The 13,037-nt window shown below is 64.7% G+C and carries 16 protein-coding genes and 1 pseudogene; 7 read left to right on the top strand and 10 right to left on the bottom strand.

What is annotated here, in order from left to right; genetic code table 11:
- Positions 1-77: 77 nt before the first annotated feature.
- From soxZ to soxC, 4 genes are read right to left on the bottom strand one after another with little or no spacing between them, the layout of a single operon-like run.
- On the bottom strand, positions 78-389 hold the full coding sequence (gene soxZ / locus AAFL97_RS05150) for a thiosulfate oxidation carrier complex protein SoxZ (RefSeq protein WP_263461916.1): 312 nt from the start codon (positions 387-389) through the stop codon (positions 78-80).
- Between the two features lie 30 nt (positions 390-419).
- Complete coding sequence (gene soxY, locus AAFL97_RS05145) at positions 420-887, bottom strand: thiosulfate oxidation carrier protein SoxY (protein ID WP_263461915.1); 468 nt, start codon at positions 885-887, stop codon at positions 420-422.
- Between the two features lie 22 nt (positions 888-909).
- The gene (locus tag AAFL97_RS05140; protein ID WP_341643999.1) at positions 910-1,974 is read right to left on the bottom strand and encodes a c-type cytochrome; all 1,065 of its coding nucleotides are present in this window, start codon (positions 1,972-1,974) and stop codon (positions 910-912) included.
- Positions 1,958-2,962 (bottom strand): sulfite dehydrogenase, encoded by a 1,005-nt coding sequence (gene soxC, locus AAFL97_RS05135; protein ID WP_341643998.1) that lies wholly within the window; start codon positions 2,960-2,962, stop codon positions 1,958-1,960. Before soxC ends, AAFL97_RS05140 begins: the two co-directional genes overlap by 17 nt.
- A 621-nt stretch (positions 2,963-3,583) precedes the next feature.
- Between soxC and AAFL97_RS05130 the strand changes: the two genes are divergently transcribed.
- Both AAFL97_RS05130 and AAFL97_RS05125 read left to right on the top strand, forming a co-directional pair.
- Positions 3,584-3,883 (top strand): c-type cytochrome, encoded by a 300-nt coding sequence (locus AAFL97_RS05130; RefSeq protein WP_068636151.1) that lies wholly within the window; start codon positions 3,584-3,586, stop codon positions 3,881-3,883.
- A 15-nt stretch (positions 3,884-3,898) separates the two neighbouring features.
- Positions 3,899-5,176, top strand: a complete 1,278-nt coding sequence (locus tag AAFL97_RS05125; protein ID WP_341643997.1) for an FCSD flavin-binding domain-containing protein — start codon at positions 3,899-3,901, stop codon at positions 5,174-5,176.
- A gap of 160 nt (positions 5,177-5,336) precedes the next feature.
- Here the strand turns inward: AAFL97_RS05125 and AAFL97_RS05120 are convergent, their stop codons facing one another.
- The 4 genes and pseudogenes from AAFL97_RS05120 to coaBC form a co-directional block, all read right to left on the bottom strand.
- The gene (locus AAFL97_RS05120) at positions 5,337-5,951 is read right to left on the bottom strand and encodes a c-type cytochrome (RefSeq protein ID WP_341643996.1); all 615 of its coding nucleotides are present in this window, start codon (positions 5,949-5,951) and stop codon (positions 5,337-5,339) included.
- Positions 5,952-6,051: 100 nt separating this feature from the next.
- The gene (locus AAFL97_RS05115; protein WP_341643995.1) at positions 6,052-6,480 is read right to left on the bottom strand and encodes an NUDIX domain-containing protein; all 429 of its coding nucleotides are present in this window, start codon (positions 6,478-6,480) and stop codon (positions 6,052-6,054) included.
- A complete protein-coding gene (gene dut / locus AAFL97_RS05110; protein ID WP_341643994.1) occupies positions 6,480-6,929 on the bottom strand; it encodes a dUTP diphosphatase in 450 nt (149 codons plus the stop codon). Before dut ends, AAFL97_RS05115 begins: the two co-directional genes overlap by 1 nt.
- Before the next feature lie 50 nt (positions 6,930-6,979).
- Positions 6,980-8,172, bottom strand: a pseudogene (coaBC, locus tag AAFL97_RS05105) (bifunctional phosphopantothenoylcysteine decarboxylase/phosphopantothenate--cysteine ligase CoaBC).
- Between the two features lie 126 nt (positions 8,173-8,298).
- Here coaBC and radC point away from each other — a divergent pair.
- The 3 genes from radC to rpmG all read left to right on the top strand — a co-directional run bounded on the left by radC (position 8,299) and on the right by rpmG (position 9,530).
- Positions 8,299-8,976, top strand: a complete 678-nt coding sequence (gene radC, locus AAFL97_RS05100; protein WP_341643993.1) for a RadC family protein — start codon at positions 8,299-8,301, stop codon at positions 8,974-8,976.
- A gap of 124 nt (positions 8,977-9,100) precedes the next feature.
- On the top strand, positions 9,101-9,337 hold the full coding sequence (gene rpmB, locus AAFL97_RS05095; RefSeq protein WP_153166427.1) for a 50S ribosomal protein L28: 237 nt from the start codon (positions 9,101-9,103) through the stop codon (positions 9,335-9,337).
- A gap of 25 nt (positions 9,338-9,362) precedes the next feature.
- A complete protein-coding gene (gene rpmG, locus AAFL97_RS05090; RefSeq protein WP_068636144.1) occupies positions 9,363-9,530 on the top strand; it encodes a 50S ribosomal protein L33 in 168 nt (55 codons plus the stop codon).
- Positions 9,531-9,722: 192 nt separating this feature from the next.
- Here the strand turns inward: rpmG and AAFL97_RS05085 are convergent, their stop codons facing one another.
- Together AAFL97_RS05085 and AAFL97_RS05080 are read right to left on the bottom strand one after the other, a co-directional pair.
- Entirely contained in the window at positions 9,723-9,926 is a 204-nt protein-coding gene (locus AAFL97_RS05085) for a cold-shock protein (RefSeq protein ID WP_002924494.1), read from the bottom strand.
- Between the two features lie 152 nt (positions 9,927-10,078).
- On the bottom strand, positions 10,079-10,306 hold the full coding sequence (locus AAFL97_RS05080) for a hypothetical protein (RefSeq protein ID WP_341643992.1): 228 nt from the start codon (positions 10,304-10,306) through the stop codon (positions 10,079-10,081).
- A gap of 50 nt (positions 10,307-10,356) precedes the next feature.
- Between AAFL97_RS05080 and clpS the strand changes: the two genes are divergently transcribed.
- Positions 10,357-10,665 (top strand): ATP-dependent Clp protease adapter ClpS, encoded by a 309-nt coding sequence (gene clpS / locus AAFL97_RS05075; protein ID WP_068636212.1) that lies wholly within the window; start codon positions 10,357-10,359, stop codon positions 10,663-10,665.
- A complete protein-coding gene (gene clpA / locus AAFL97_RS05070) occupies positions 10,666-12,945 on the top strand; it encodes an ATP-dependent Clp protease ATP-binding subunit ClpA (RefSeq protein WP_341643991.1) in 2,280 nt (759 codons plus the stop codon).
- Positions 12,946-13,037: the final 92 nt, after the last annotated feature.

Below are 13,037 nucleotides of genomic sequence, written 5' to 3'. Positions count from 1 at the left end.
TTCCGTGCCGCCATGCTCTCCGTTACTCGCCTGCGCTCGTCCTCGCCGCACCCGCCTGGCTGCGGCCACGGCCGCCATCAGGCGATCTGGGCCTCGTCGGTACGGGAATCGCCCTTGTTGTCCACCCAGCTGACCGTGATCTTGTCGCCTTTCTCGCCCCCCTTGAACTTGAAGGCGAGATAGGGATTGGTGGATACCGAGGGGCCGAACTCGGCGCTCAGCACGAGCTTGTCGTTGTGCTTGGCGGTCAGTTCGGTGATGAAGTGGGCCGGAATCACTTCGCCGGCGGAATCCTTGCGCTGGCCGGTTTCCATGACGTGCGACATCAGCACACGGACTTCGGTGACGCCATCCTTGGCGGCGGCGCGAATACGCATCGGGCTTGCCATTTCGATATTTCTCCTGAATCTCTTCGTCGATCAGCCGCCGCAGCCGCCGAGCGTGACCTTGACTTCTTTCTTCGCCATGTAGAACTTGCCGTCGGCCTTGACCAGCGCGTACACGTCCGAGGTCTGCCCCATCTTGACGCGCGTCTGCACCTCGGCCTGGGTGCCTTCGGGAATCGTGAAGCTGGCGGCGAGCATGTACGGATTCTTCTCGATCATGATCGCGACGTATTCGGTTCCCGGAATGTTGCTGACCACGCCGACCGGCACCACGGCACCGTTTTCGGCGATGTCCGGTGTGTTGAGGACCACATCACCACTCACGGCCGGTTTGCCGGCACCGAGCACTTCGAACGCCGCATCCAGGCTCTTGGCGCCGAAAGCCTGCTCGTTCCAGGCCGCATGGGCCATTTCCGGCCTGATCAAGCCCACCGTGGCCAGCAGTCCGAGCACACCCAGACCGCTGCCCGCTTTCAGGGCGTCCCTGCGTTGATGATTCATCCCGTCTCTCCTTGTAGAGCTGTTACTGCGCTTTCGCGCCCTGCAAAATCCATTCGACCAGCCGTTCGATGTCGCCGTCGGCGACATGCCCCTGCGGTGGCATCGGCACCGCCCCCCAGACGCCCTGGCCACCGGCCTTCACCTTGGCGGCCAGCTTGGCCGCGGCATCGGCCTGCCCCCGGTATTTTTGGGCAATTTCATTGTAACCGGGACCGACGATCCCTTTCTCGATGCCATGGCAGGCCATGCAGCCCTTTTCGTTGGCAAGCGCCAGCACGGCGGAGGCTGCGGCGACGGCATCGCTGCCTTCCGCAGGCTCCGGCGCGCCGGTAGGCTTGCCGCGCGTCTGGCCCACCGGGCGGTTCTGCTCCGCCAGGTTGCCGTGGGCATCCTGCGCATAGTCGGGCAGCGCCGAGGCGATCTCCACCTTCTCCTTGCAGTCCTCCATGCAGATCACGTTGACGACGTCGGGCTTGCCGCCGTTGCCGATGCCGCCGCTGGATGCCGGTGCGCCCGGCCACATGCCGTGCTCGGTCGTCATGCCGTTGCGGTTGGGCATTCGCGCCTGCACTTCGTGGATGTTCTCGTCGCTCAGCACGTAGTCGGCCGGCACGATTTCGCCCAGGTTCAGCAGGTAGGCGAGGATCGCATAGACGTCGTCGGGCGCAAGCGACTTCGGCGCAGTCCAGGGCATCGCGCGCTGGATGTAGTCGAACAGCGTCGACACCGTCGGCACCTTCATCAAGGTGGTGCGCTGCGGGAAGGAGCCATCGATCAGCGCCGCGACGCGGCCGGCCTCGATGTCCTGCAGCGTGGTGCCGCCGGCGATCGGCGTGAACACCTCGTTGGACTCGCCGAAGCTGCCGTGGCAGCTCGCGCAATGAGTTTCCCACAACTCCATGCCGCGATCGACGTCGCCGGAACCTTTCGGCAGACCGGTGAAATCCGGCCGCACGTCGATGTCCCAGGCGCGCACTTCGGCCTCGGTCGCCGCGCGGCCGATGCCCGGATAGCGATCGAAAGCCGCCGCCGGCGCCGCGGCGGCAAGGATCCCGAGAACGATCAGCGTCTTACAGAACCTGGACATTGCTGACCTCGCCGGACTCGACCACCTTCCAGGATTGGATGGCATTGTTGTGGTAGATGGAGCGGGTGCCGCGCACCTTGCGCAACTGGCCGTAGCTCGGCTGGACGTGGCCGGTTTCATCCACCGCGCGCGACTGCAGGATGGCGGGCTTGCCGTCCCATACCCAGCCGATGTTGAAGCGCGTGACCGCCTTCGACAGCACCGGCGTTTCCAGCCGCGCCTCGCGCCAGTTGATGCCGCCGTCGGTGGAAACATCGACGCGAGTGATCCTGCCGCGCCCCGACCAGGCCATGCCGGAGATGTTGTAGAAGCCCTTGTCGAGCAGCAACTGGCCGCCCGACGGCGTGGTGATGACCGACTTGCATTCCTGCACCGAGGTGTATTGGCGGTGCAGGCCGTCCGGCATCAGGTCGATGTAATGCACCGCTTCGTCCTTGGTCGCCCAGGGCTTGTCGCCGACTTCGATGCGGCGCAGCCACTTCACCCAGCTCACGCCCTGCACGCCCGGCACCACGAGGCGCAGCGGATAGCCGTTCTCGGGACGCAGCATCTCGCCGTTCATGCCGTAGGCGACGAAGACTTCGCCGGACTCGATCAGCTCCATCGGGATGGTACGGGTCATCGACGAACCATCGGCGCCTTCGGCCAGCACATAGCGGCCTTTCCCGTAATCGGCGCCGCACATGTCGAGGATTTCCTTCAGCGGCACGCCGGTGAACTCCGAACAGGAGAGCATGCCGTGCGAGTACTGGACGGTGGGCACCGCGACGTTGCCCCACTCCATGCCGGTATTGGCGCCGCACTCGATGAAGTGGATGCGCGACACCGACGGCAGGCGCATCAGATCGTCCATCGTGAACACCGCATTGGTCCTGACCAGGCCGTTGATCATCAAGCGGTGCTTCGACGGATCGACGTCGTGCCAGCCCTGGTGATGGCGCTCGAAATGCAGGCCGGACGGCGTGATGATGCCGAACAGCCCCTGCAAGGGCGAGGAACGCCACCGACGAGCCGCCGACCCGTGTCAGGCCCGGGCTCTCGCGCCGCCGCAGGCCGCGCTCGTACCTCGAGGGCATGCCGTAGGGATTGGCCGCCACCGGCAGGCCGAGCGAAGTGCTCCACGGCGGCAGGTTCAGGATGGCCGGATCACCCTCGCTCGCAGCACGCACCGCGGCGGGCGCCGCCATCGCCGCCGCAGCGGCCAGAAAGGCCTTGCGCAGGAAATCCCGCCGCCCGTCCTTCACCGCCGCGATCTGCTCGGCGGTGAGGAAATTCTCCGGTGCCGGCCTCACCCGGCCGGGCCGGGCATCGATGTCTGCCATGCGTGCAATCCCCCCTCCGGATACACTATCAGTGATGCTTATGAATGCATTTGCCTATTTAGACTCAATCTAAAAGCACATAAAAATATAGTCAAGAACTAATATTTATGCGGCGCAGCATTGATCGTGATTGCTGCAAAGCAATGCGGAAAGCCTGCGCATGCCGCGGCATCGATGTCGCTATACTCTGCGTCGCCGGCCCTCGCCTGCACACAGAATGCGCGCCGGACGGCCCTTTCAGGGCTTGGCGCATCCAGTATCGGCACAAGAATCGGAGGGACATCCTTGTGAATCTCAAGCACGCCCTGGCCATGCTCGGCCTCGTCGGGCTCAGCGCTGCGGCGCAGGCCCAGGACCCCAATCTGGCCCGCAACCTCGCCGCCACCTGCGCGAACTGTCACGGCACCAATGGACACAGCGTCGGCGGCATGGACTCTCTCGCCGGCGAAGCCCAGGACAAGCTGATGCAGAAGCTGATGGACTTCAAGTCGGGCGACAAGCCGGCGACGATCATGCACCAGATCGTCAAGGGCTATACCGACGAACAGCTCACGCTCATCACTGCCTGGTTCGCGGCGCAGAAATAAGGGAGAGACAGGACGATGTTCACCAGACGCGATTTTCTCAAGACCGCCGGCATCGCCGCAGCAGGCAGCACCACGCTCGCCGGACTGTCCGCCTGTGCCACGGCGGGCGGCAAGAGCCGGGGCCACGTCGTCATCGTCGGCGGCGGCTACGGCGGCGCGACCGCGGCCAAGTACCTGCGCATGTGGAGCAATGGCACGGTCGACGTGACGCTGATCGAGCGCAACCCCGTTTTCATCTCGTGCCCAATCTCGAACCTCGTGATCGGCGGCGTCAAGCAGATGGAAGACATCACCGTCGGCTACGACAACCTGAAGTCGAAATGGGGCGTTCGTATCGTCACCGACGAAGTCACCGCCATCGACACCGACAAGCGCACGGTCGCCACGGCGCGGAACGGCTCGCTGGGCTACGACCGCCTGGTGCTGTCGCCCGGCATCGATTTCATCCCCGGTGCCGTCGGCGGCCTGGACGGCAACCAGGAGCGCATCCCGCACGCCTGGAAGGCCGGCCCCCAGACCGTGCTGCTGCGCAAGCAGTTGCAGGACATGGCCGATGGCGGCGTGTTCGCGCTGCACATCCCCAAGGCGCCCTATCGCTGCCCGCCAGGCCCCTACGAGCGCGCCTGCGTCGTCGCCAACTACCTGCGCACGGCCAAGCCGAAATCCAAGGTGCTGGTGCTCGATGCCAACGAAGAGATCCAGTCGAAGAAGGCACTGTTCACCAAGGCTTTCGAAAGCTACGGGGGCCTGATCGAATACGTGCCCAACAGCTCGCTGCAGAGCGTCGATGCAGCGAGCCTCACCGCCGAACTGGAATTCGACAGCGTCAAGGCCGACGTGCTGAACGTGATCCCGCCGATGCGGGCCGGCGACATCGCGCTGAAGGCCGGCCTGCCGCTGATCAACGAGCGCTGGGTCGACATCGACTGGCTGACGATGGAAGCCAAGGGCGTGCCGGGCATACATGTGCTGGGCGACGCGCTGTTCCCGGCGCCGACGATGCCGAAGTCCGGCCACATGGCCAACCAGCACGCCAAGGTCGCGGCAGCGGCGATCCTGAACCTGTTCGAAGGCATCGCCCCCAACCCGACGCCGGTGGTGATGAACACCTGCTACAGCTTCGTCGACGACCGCAACGTCATCCACGTCGCCTCGGTGCACCAGTACGACGCCGAGAAGAAGCAGCCGATGCCGGTGCAGGGCGCAGGCGGCGTATCGGCAGCCGCCAACGAGATCGAAGGCAAGGCGGCACTGGCCTGGGCAAGGAACATCTGGGCCGACATGCTGGCCTGAGGCATCATCTCCGCTTCGAGCACGAGAACGGGAGCGCGGCCATCGGCCCGCTCCCGTTTTTTCGTCCCTGCTTGCTCCTGCCGGTTTGCATTCGAGGCCGGAGCGCGGCACCGAGACGGCAGACGGTGCTGCGGCACGGCAAGGCCGAGCAACTCGGGAATCAGTCCAGCGTGCTGACGTAGAGCGATACGGCCTTGATCTCCAGCTCGGTCAGCTTCGACGCGATCGAATGCATGACTGCGTTGTCGTTGGTGCGCTCGCGCTGGCCGAAGGATTTCAACTGGCTCTCGATGTACTTGGGCACCTGTCCGGCGAGCCTGGGCAACTGGTCGGTGCCGAGCCCCCGCTCGCCATGACAGGAAGCGCAGGCGGGCACGCCCGATTCCTCGTTGCCACGATGAAACACGAAGCGCCCCACGCCGGCGAGTTCGGCGTCGCGTGCCTGGCGTGGCTTGGTCGGCTTGCTTTCGAAGAACACGCCCAGCGCCAGCATTTCTTCGGGCGTGAGGCCCTCCGCCATGCTGGCCATGGTGTCGCTCTTGCGCCGGCCGGACTGGAAGTCCGCCAGTTGCCTGGCGATGTACTGGTGATGCTGGCCCGCCAGCCGCGGATACAGGGCCGACGCGCTCTCCCCGTCCGCCCCATGGCACAGCGAACAGCGCCCGGCGCTGATCTGCGCGGCCCGCTCCAGATCGACTTCGGGCAAATCCGCGGCAGTTGCAGCAAAAGATAGACAGCAGGCAAAGCCTGCCGTCGACACGGTCTTCTTCCACATTCTCATCGTTCCCCCATGGCGCTCCGCGGCAAGAGAATCAAACCCGGCACGAGGGAAAATATCAGAATCCGCCGCAGCGCTGAATGCGCCCTGTCCCGCATCAGGACCAGCCGAGTTCCAGCATCCACGGCGCATGTGTCTGCTGCAGCGCCGCCTCGACATAAGCAACCATCGGCTGCGGCAACTGTTCGCGCGCGCACCACGCCATGTCGTCGCACTTGGCGGGCTCGAGGTTCTCCGGCTCGCCGCTCCAGCGGGCCGCACGCACGAAGAAGTCGATGCGATTGGTGTCCGACAGGCGATGCACCACCCCCAGCCATTCCAGATCGCGCTCGAGCACCGACAGACCGGTTTCCTCGCGCAGTTCGCGCATTGCCGCGGCAAGGACCGATTCGCCCGCCTCGACGTGTCCGCCGGGCAGGCTGTAGCGCCCGTCGAAGAAGCCCCTGCCGGCACGGCGCAGCAACAGCACCCGGCCTTCGCGCTCGCAGACGACGTGCACGCCGGTCGGAATGCCCGGATGCTGCATCAGTGCTTGCCGGTGCTGCCGAAACCGCCGGCGCCGCGCTCGCTGGCGTCGAAGTCGTCGACGACATTGAAGCCGGCCTGCAGCACCGGCACCACCACCAGCTGCGCGATGCGCTCCATCGGCTGGATGGTGAAGCTGGCGCGCCCGCGGTTCCACACCGAGACGAAGATCTGGCCCTGGTAGTCCGAATCGATCAGGCCGACCAGGTTGCCCAGCACGATGCCGTGCTTGTGGCCCAGCCCGGAACGCGGCAGCACCATCGCCGCCAGGCCCGGATCGGCCAGATGGATCGCCAGCCCGCTGGGCACCAGCGTGGTTTCCCCCGGATGCAGGGTGATCGGCGCCGGCAGGCAGGCCCGCAGGTCGAGGCCGGCAGCCCCGCTGGTGGCGTAGGCCGGCGGATGCGCCTTGAGCCGTTCGTCGAGCAGTTTCACGTCGATGCGATGCATTTTTTTCTCCTTGGCCGGCGCCGCAGCGCACGTCCGGTGTTCAGCAGGCCTCAGCGCCCCGCCGCTTCCAGCAGGCCGGCCAGGTGCTCGACGATGCCGCGGGCGAGCTCGGCTTTCGGCGCCCGCGGCAGCGGATGGCGGCCGGCATCGTCGTACAGCACGACCACGTTGTCGTCCGAACCCATGCCGTCCTGCACCAGGTTGCCCACCAGCATCGGCAGGCGCTTCTTCTGCCGCTTGCCTTCGGCGTAGGCGTCGAGATCCCGGCTCTCGGCAGCGAAACCGACGCAGAAAGGCGCATCCGGCAAGGCCGCGACTTCGGCCAGGATGTCCGGGTTCTGGGTCAGTTCCAGCGTCAGGATGCCATCCTTTTTTTCATCTTGTGCTCGGCGACTTCCAGCGGCCGGTAGTCGGCCACCGCGGCGACGCCGATGAACACGTCCGCCCCCGGCAGCGCGGCAAGCACAGCCTCGCGCATGTCGCGCGCGCCCGCCACGCCGATCCGCCGGACGCCGGCCGGCACCGGCAGCGCGACCGGCCCGCTCACCAGCACGACCTCGGCGCCCGCCTGGGCGCAGGCGCGCGCCAGCGCGTAGCCCATCTTGCCCGAGCTGATGTTGGTGATGCCGCGCACCGGATCGATCGCCTCGAAAGTGGGCCCGGCGGTCAGCACGACCTTGCGGCCGGCCAAGCGCTTGGTGACGAAATACGCTTCCAGGTGTTCGAGCAGTTCCTCGGCTTCGAGCATCCGCCCCATGCCGACCTCGCCGCAGGCCTGCTCGCCCGCCGCCGGACCGAACAGCGTGACGCCGTCGCCACGCACCAGCGCCACGTTGCGCTGGGTGGCCGGCGCTTCCACATCTGCCGGTTCATCGCCGGCGCGACGATCAGCGGCACGTCCCGCGCCAGGCACAGCGTGGTCAGCAGATCGTTCGCTCGTCCCTGGGCGAGCCGGGCGATGAAGTCGGCCGTCGCCGGCGCCACCAGGATCGCATCGACGTCGCGGCCCAGATCGATGTGCGCCATGTTGTTCGGCATGCGCGCATCCCACAGGTCGCTCCAGACCGGGTTGCCCGACAGCGCCTGGAAAGTGACCGCGGTCACGAAGCGCGCACCCGCCTCGGTCAGCACGACGTACGTCCGCTCCTGCCTTGCCCAGCAGCCGCACCAGTTCGGCCGCCTTGTAGGCCGCCACGCCGCCCGTCACACCGACGACGATCTTCCTGCCCTGTAGTGTATTCATGACATCAGCTTATAATTCCGCAGCACCGCGCTGCACTCGACGACAACCCCGGGCGGAAGCAGCCTGCCGGAGAGCCCGCATCTTCGGCAATCAGCCTTCCCCGCCAGCCTGAAGGAACCCGCGTCCATGGCAATCACCGACTGGCCCGCCGACGAACGCCCCCGCGAAAAGCTCCTCGCCCGCGGCGCGGGCGCCCTGTCCGACGCCGAACTGCTCGCCCTGTTCCTGCGCGTCGGCATCCGGGGCCATACCGCGGTCGATCTCGCACGGCAGTTGATCGGCCATTTCGGCTCCCTGACCCGGCTGTGTTCGGCCAGCGCAAGCGACTTCGCCGCGCTGCCCGGTATGGGGCTGGCGAAGTATGCCCAACTGCAGGCCGTCATGGAACTGGCGCGGCGCGCGCTGGGCGAAACGCTGTCCGAGCGCGCGCTGTTCGATTCGCCCCAGGCCGTGCGCGACTGGCTGGGCCTGCGGCTCGGCCATCTGCCGCACGAAACCTTCTGCATCATGCTGCTCGACGCCCGCCACCGCCTGATCGAGGCGGTGGACCTGTTCCGCGGCACCTTGACGCAGACCAGCGTCTACCCGCGCGAAGTCGTCAAGCTCGTGCTGTCGCGCAACGCCGCCTCGGTGATCCTCGCCCACAACCATCCGTCCGGCGCCGCCGAACCGAGCACGGCCGACGAAGTGCTGACCCGCACGCTCAAGGATGCGCTTGCCCTGATCGACGTCCGCGTTCTCGACCACTTCGTCGTCCCCGCGCACGGCAAGCCGGTCTCGTTTGCCGAACGCGGCTTGCTTTGAGATGGAAAATCGGTTCCAATGCCGGCCCCACGAAAGCAATTCCCCGCACCCGGCACTTGCCTTCCTGATCCAGGATGCAGTATCCTCGTGCGTTTTCCGCAATCAGAATTCCCTGGAGCATCGTATGGCTCGCGTCTGCCAAGTGACCGGTAAAGCACCGATGGTGGGAAATAACGTTTCCCACGCCAACAACAAAACCAAGCGCCGCTTCCTGCCCAACCTGCAAAACCGCCGGTTCTGGAGCGAGAGCGAAAACCGCTGGATCCGCCTGCGCGTTTCCAATGCCGGCCTGCGCACCATCGACAAGAAGGGCATCGACGTCGTCGTTGCCGAGCTTCGCGCCCGCGGCGAGAAGCTGTAAGCAACAACACTAAACGGAGAACGCCATGGCCAAGGGCATCCGCGAAAAGATCAAGCTCGAATCCACCGCCGGTACGGGGCACTTCTACACCACGTCGAAGAACAAGCGCACCACCCCGGAAAAGCTCGAATTCAACAAGTACGATCCCGTTGCTCGCAAGCACGTGCCGTACAAGGAAATCAAGCTGAAGTAAGCTCGCCGAAGCCGGCACGGCAGGCGCCCCGGAAGCACCAAGGGCACAGGCTGGCGGAGCAAGCGAATCAAGGCAGAAGGGCCATCGATCACTCGATGGCCCTTCTGCTTTTTGCATCCGGCGCTGCTTCAGATCGAACGAACGACGAAGCGGAAATGATGTCTGCCGGATACGACTCCGGAGTCTCCGGCTTCAGGCGCGCTGGATGTTGGACGCCTGCTTGCCCTTGGGTCCCTGCGTAACCTCGAAGGAAACCTTTTCGCCTTCCTTCAGGCTCTTGAAACCGCTCATGTTGATGGCGGAGAAGTGCGCGAACAGATCCTCGCTGCCATCATCGGGCGTGATGAAACCGAAACCCTTGGAATCGTTGAACCACTTCACGGTACCAGTTGCCATATTGCTTCGTTCCTTCAAGGTTGCTTGATACGGCCGTCCCCGGCCGGGTATTGCGGCGCCGCCAGCAACTTGAAGAAGCCTCGACGGAAAGCACCCCAAAGCGACTCCGGGGAAGGCGTCGTATCAAGCCAAGACTGCGCACGGCCTCGTTTTTACGCAGTTGCCCGAAGAGCGTCAACGGTCTGGTCACGGCATTTTTTTGCGGCAGCGCAACAGCCAAACCCCTTGAAATTCACGGAAAACGACCCAGCTATCTTGAGCGGCAAGGGCTCCAGGGCTTTTTCGCAGCGCACGATCGACACTTCATCCCTGCGCGAAGCACCGGCAAAGGCACGGCAGGATTCGCGCCGGCCACGAGAGGTGTCAGAAAGTTCGCTCATCGTGTTTCTCCTGTGTTGCACTCCGCAATGACTTCATTAGAATGGTTTTCATGGGTACCCGGAAACAAGATGAATTCGTCCTCGAGGCGAAGCGGACGCGCACCCGTCCCCCACCGATGTACAAGGTGCTTCTGCTCAACGACGACTACACGCCAATGGATTTTGTGATCGTCGTTCTGCAGAAATATTTCGGCATGGATCGCGAACGTGCCACGCGAGTCATGCTCCAAGTTCACAGAGAGGGCATGGGGGTGTGCGGCGTCTTTCCCCGGGACATCGCATCGACCAAGGTCGAGCAGGTCGCCTCGTTTGCTCGTCAGCATCAACATCCGCTGGCATGCGTGATGGAGGAAAATTGAATGATCGCGCAAGAGCTTGAAGTGAGCCTGCACATGGCCTTCGTGGAGGCACGTCAGAAGCGTCACGAATTCATCACCGTCGAGCACCTGCTGCTCGCCCTGCTGGACAACCCGTCGGCGGCCGAAGTGCTGCGCGCGTGTTCGGCCAACATCGACGAGTTGCGCCAGGAGCTGGGCAATTTCGTCAATGAGCACACGCCGCGCATCGAAGGCAGCGACGAGATCGACACCCAGCCGACACTCGGCTTCCAGCGTGTCATCCAGCGCGCCATCCTGCACGTGCAGTCGTCGGGCAAGAAGGAAGTCACCGGCGCGAACGTGCTGGTGGCGATCTTCGGCGAGAAGGACTCGCACGCCGTCTATTACCTGCAGCGCCAGAACATCTCGCGCCTGGACGTCGTCAACTTCATCTCGCACGGCATCGCCAAGAGCCCGCCGCAGGGCAACGGCGCGCAGAATCGCAGCGAATCGGACCAGAATGCCGACCAGGAACAGGACGAGAAATCGGCAGGCGGCGCGCTCGAAAGCTACACCCAGAACCTGAACCAGCAGGCACTAGTGGGCAAGATCGACCCGCTGATCGGACGCGAGAAGGAAGTCGAGCGCGTCATCCAAACCCTGTGCCGGCGGCGCAAGAACAACCCGCTGCTGGTCGGCGAGGCCGGCGTCGGCAAGACGGCGATCGCCGAAGGCCTGGCACGCCGCATCATCGAAGGCCGCGTGCCGGAAATCCTCGAGAATGCCCAGGTGTTCGCCCTCGACATGGGCGCCCTGCTCGCCGGCACCAAGTACCGCGGCGACTTCGAGCAGCGCCTGAAGGCCGTGCTGAAGCAGCTCACCGAAAACCCGAACGCCATCCTGTTCATCGACGAGATCCATACCCTGATCGGTGCGGGCGCGGCCTCGGGCGGCACGCTGGACGCTTCCAACCTGCTGAAGCCGGCGCTGTCCTCGGGCCAGCTGAAGTGTATCGGCGCGACCACCTACAACGAATTCCGCCAGATCTTCGAGAAGGATCACGCCCTGTCGCGGCGCTTCCAGAAGATCGACGTCGTCGAGCCCTCGGTGGCCGAAACGGTCGAGATCCTGAAGGGGCTCAAGAGCCGCTTCGAGGAACATCACGGCATCAAGTACAGCAATTCGGCGCTGTCGAGCGCCGCCGAACTGTCGGCCAAGTACATCAATGACCGCCATCTGCCGGACAAGGCGATCGACGTCATCGACGAGGCCGGCGCCGCACAGCGCATCCTGCCGAAGTCGAAGCAGAAGAAGACCATCGGCAAGAACGAGATCGAGGAGATCGTCGCCAAGATCGCCCGCATCCCGCCGCGCACCGTGTCCAACGACGACAAGGCCGCACTGAAGACGCTCGACCGCGACCTGAAGAACGTGGTGTTCGGCCAGAACGCCGCGATCGAAGCGCTGGCGAAGGCGATCAAGATGTCGCGCTCGGGCCTCGGCAACCCGCAGAAGCCGATCGGCTCCTTCCTGTTCTCCGGCCCCACCGGCGTCGGCAAGACCGAAGTCGCACGCCAGCTCGCCTACACGCTGGGCATCGAACTGGTGCGCTTCGACATGTCCGAGTACATGGAGCGCCATGCGGTCAGCCGCCTGATCGGCGCACCGCCGGGCTATGTCGGCTTCGACCAGGGCGGCCTGCTGACCGAGCAGATCACCAAGAAGCCGCATTGCGTGCTGCTGCTCGACGAGATCGAGAAAGCCCATCCGGACATCTACAACATCCTGCTGCAGGTCATGGACCACGGCACGCTGACCGACAACAACGGCCGGCAGGCGGATTTCCGCAACGTCATCATCATCATGACGACCAATGCGGGCGCCGAGTCGATGCAGAAGGCGGTGATCGGCTTCTCGGCCAAGCGCGAAGCGGGCGACGAGATGGCCGACATCAAGCGCCTGTTCACGCCGGAGTTCCGCAACCGGCTGGATGCGATGATCTCCTTCAAGGCGCTGGACAACGAAGTCATCCTGCGCGTGGTCGACAAGTTCCTGATGCAGCTCGAAGCGCAGTTGCACGAGAAGAAGGTCGAAGCGCACTTCAGCGACGAACTGAAGGCCTGGCTGGCCGAAAAGGGTTTCGATCCGCTGATGGGCGCCCGCCCGATGGCTCGCCTGATCCAGGACACGATCCGCTCCGCGCTGGCCGACGAACTGCTGTTCGGCCGCCTGGTCAATGGCGGCAAGGTCAGCATCGAGCTCGACGAGGACGAGAAGGTCAAGCTGGTCTTCGAGGAAGCGGAAACCGCCGCGACCGCCTGACACCCGCTCACCGCCGGACGGCGCCTCCCTTTGCGGGAGGCGCCGTTTTTTTTGTTTCACGATGACTCCAGCATCGCATTTCGCTGGACTAC

The organism is Thauera sp. SDU_THAU2, assembly GCF_038260575.1.
GTDB lineage: Bacteria > Pseudomonadota > Gammaproteobacteria > Burkholderiales > Rhodocyclaceae > Thauera.
Note: the sequence above shows the minus strand (reverse complement) of the source record. Positions and strands in the feature narration are given on the sequence as shown.

Coding starts and splice junctions, on each gene's coding strand:
- soxZ (WP_263461916.1), bottom strand. CDS start 389: ATGGCAAGCCCGATGCGTATTCGCGCCGCCGCCAAGGATGGCGTCACC.
- soxY (WP_263461915.1), bottom strand. CDS start 887: ATGAATCATCAACGCAGGGACGCCCTGAAAGCGGGCAGCGGTCTGGGT.
- AAFL97_RS05140 (WP_341643999.1), bottom strand. CDS start 1,974: ATGTCCAGGTTCTGTAAGACGCTGATCGTTCTCGGGATCCTTGCCGCC.
- AAFL97_RS05125 (WP_341643997.1), top strand. CDS start 3,899: ATGTTCACCAGACGCGATTTTCTCAAGACCGCCGGCATCGCCGCAGCA.
- AAFL97_RS05120 (WP_341643996.1), bottom strand. CDS start 5,951: ATGTGGAAGAAGACCGTGTCGACGGCAGGCTTTGCCTGCTGTCTATCT.
- AAFL97_RS05115 (WP_341643995.1), bottom strand. CDS start 6,480: ATGCAGCATCCGGGCATTCCGACCGGCGTGCACGTCGTCTGCGAGCGC.
- dut (WP_341643994.1), bottom strand. CDS start 6,929: ATGCATCGCATCGACGTGAAACTGCTCGACGAACGGCTCAAGGCGCAT.
- radC (WP_341643993.1), top strand. CDS start 8,299: ATGGCAATCACCGACTGGCCCGCCGACGAACGCCCCCGCGAAAAGCTC.
- rpmB (WP_153166427.1), top strand. CDS start 9,101: ATGGCTCGCGTCTGCCAAGTGACCGGTAAAGCACCGATGGTGGGAAAT.
- rpmG (WP_068636144.1), top strand. CDS start 9,363: ATGGCCAAGGGCATCCGCGAAAAGATCAAGCTCGAATCCACCGCCGGT.
- AAFL97_RS05085 (WP_002924494.1), bottom strand. CDS start 9,926: ATGGCAACTGGTACCGTGAAGTGGTTCAACGATTCCAAGGGTTTCGGT.
- AAFL97_RS05080 (WP_341643992.1), bottom strand. CDS start 10,306: ATGAGCGAACTTTCTGACACCTCTCGTGGCCGGCGCGAATCCTGCCGT.
- clpS (WP_068636212.1), top strand. CDS start 10,357: ATGGGTACCCGGAAACAAGATGAATTCGTCCTCGAGGCGAAGCGGACG.
- clpA (WP_341643991.1), top strand. CDS start 10,666: ATGATCGCGCAAGAGCTTGAAGTGAGCCTGCACATGGCCTTCGTGGAG.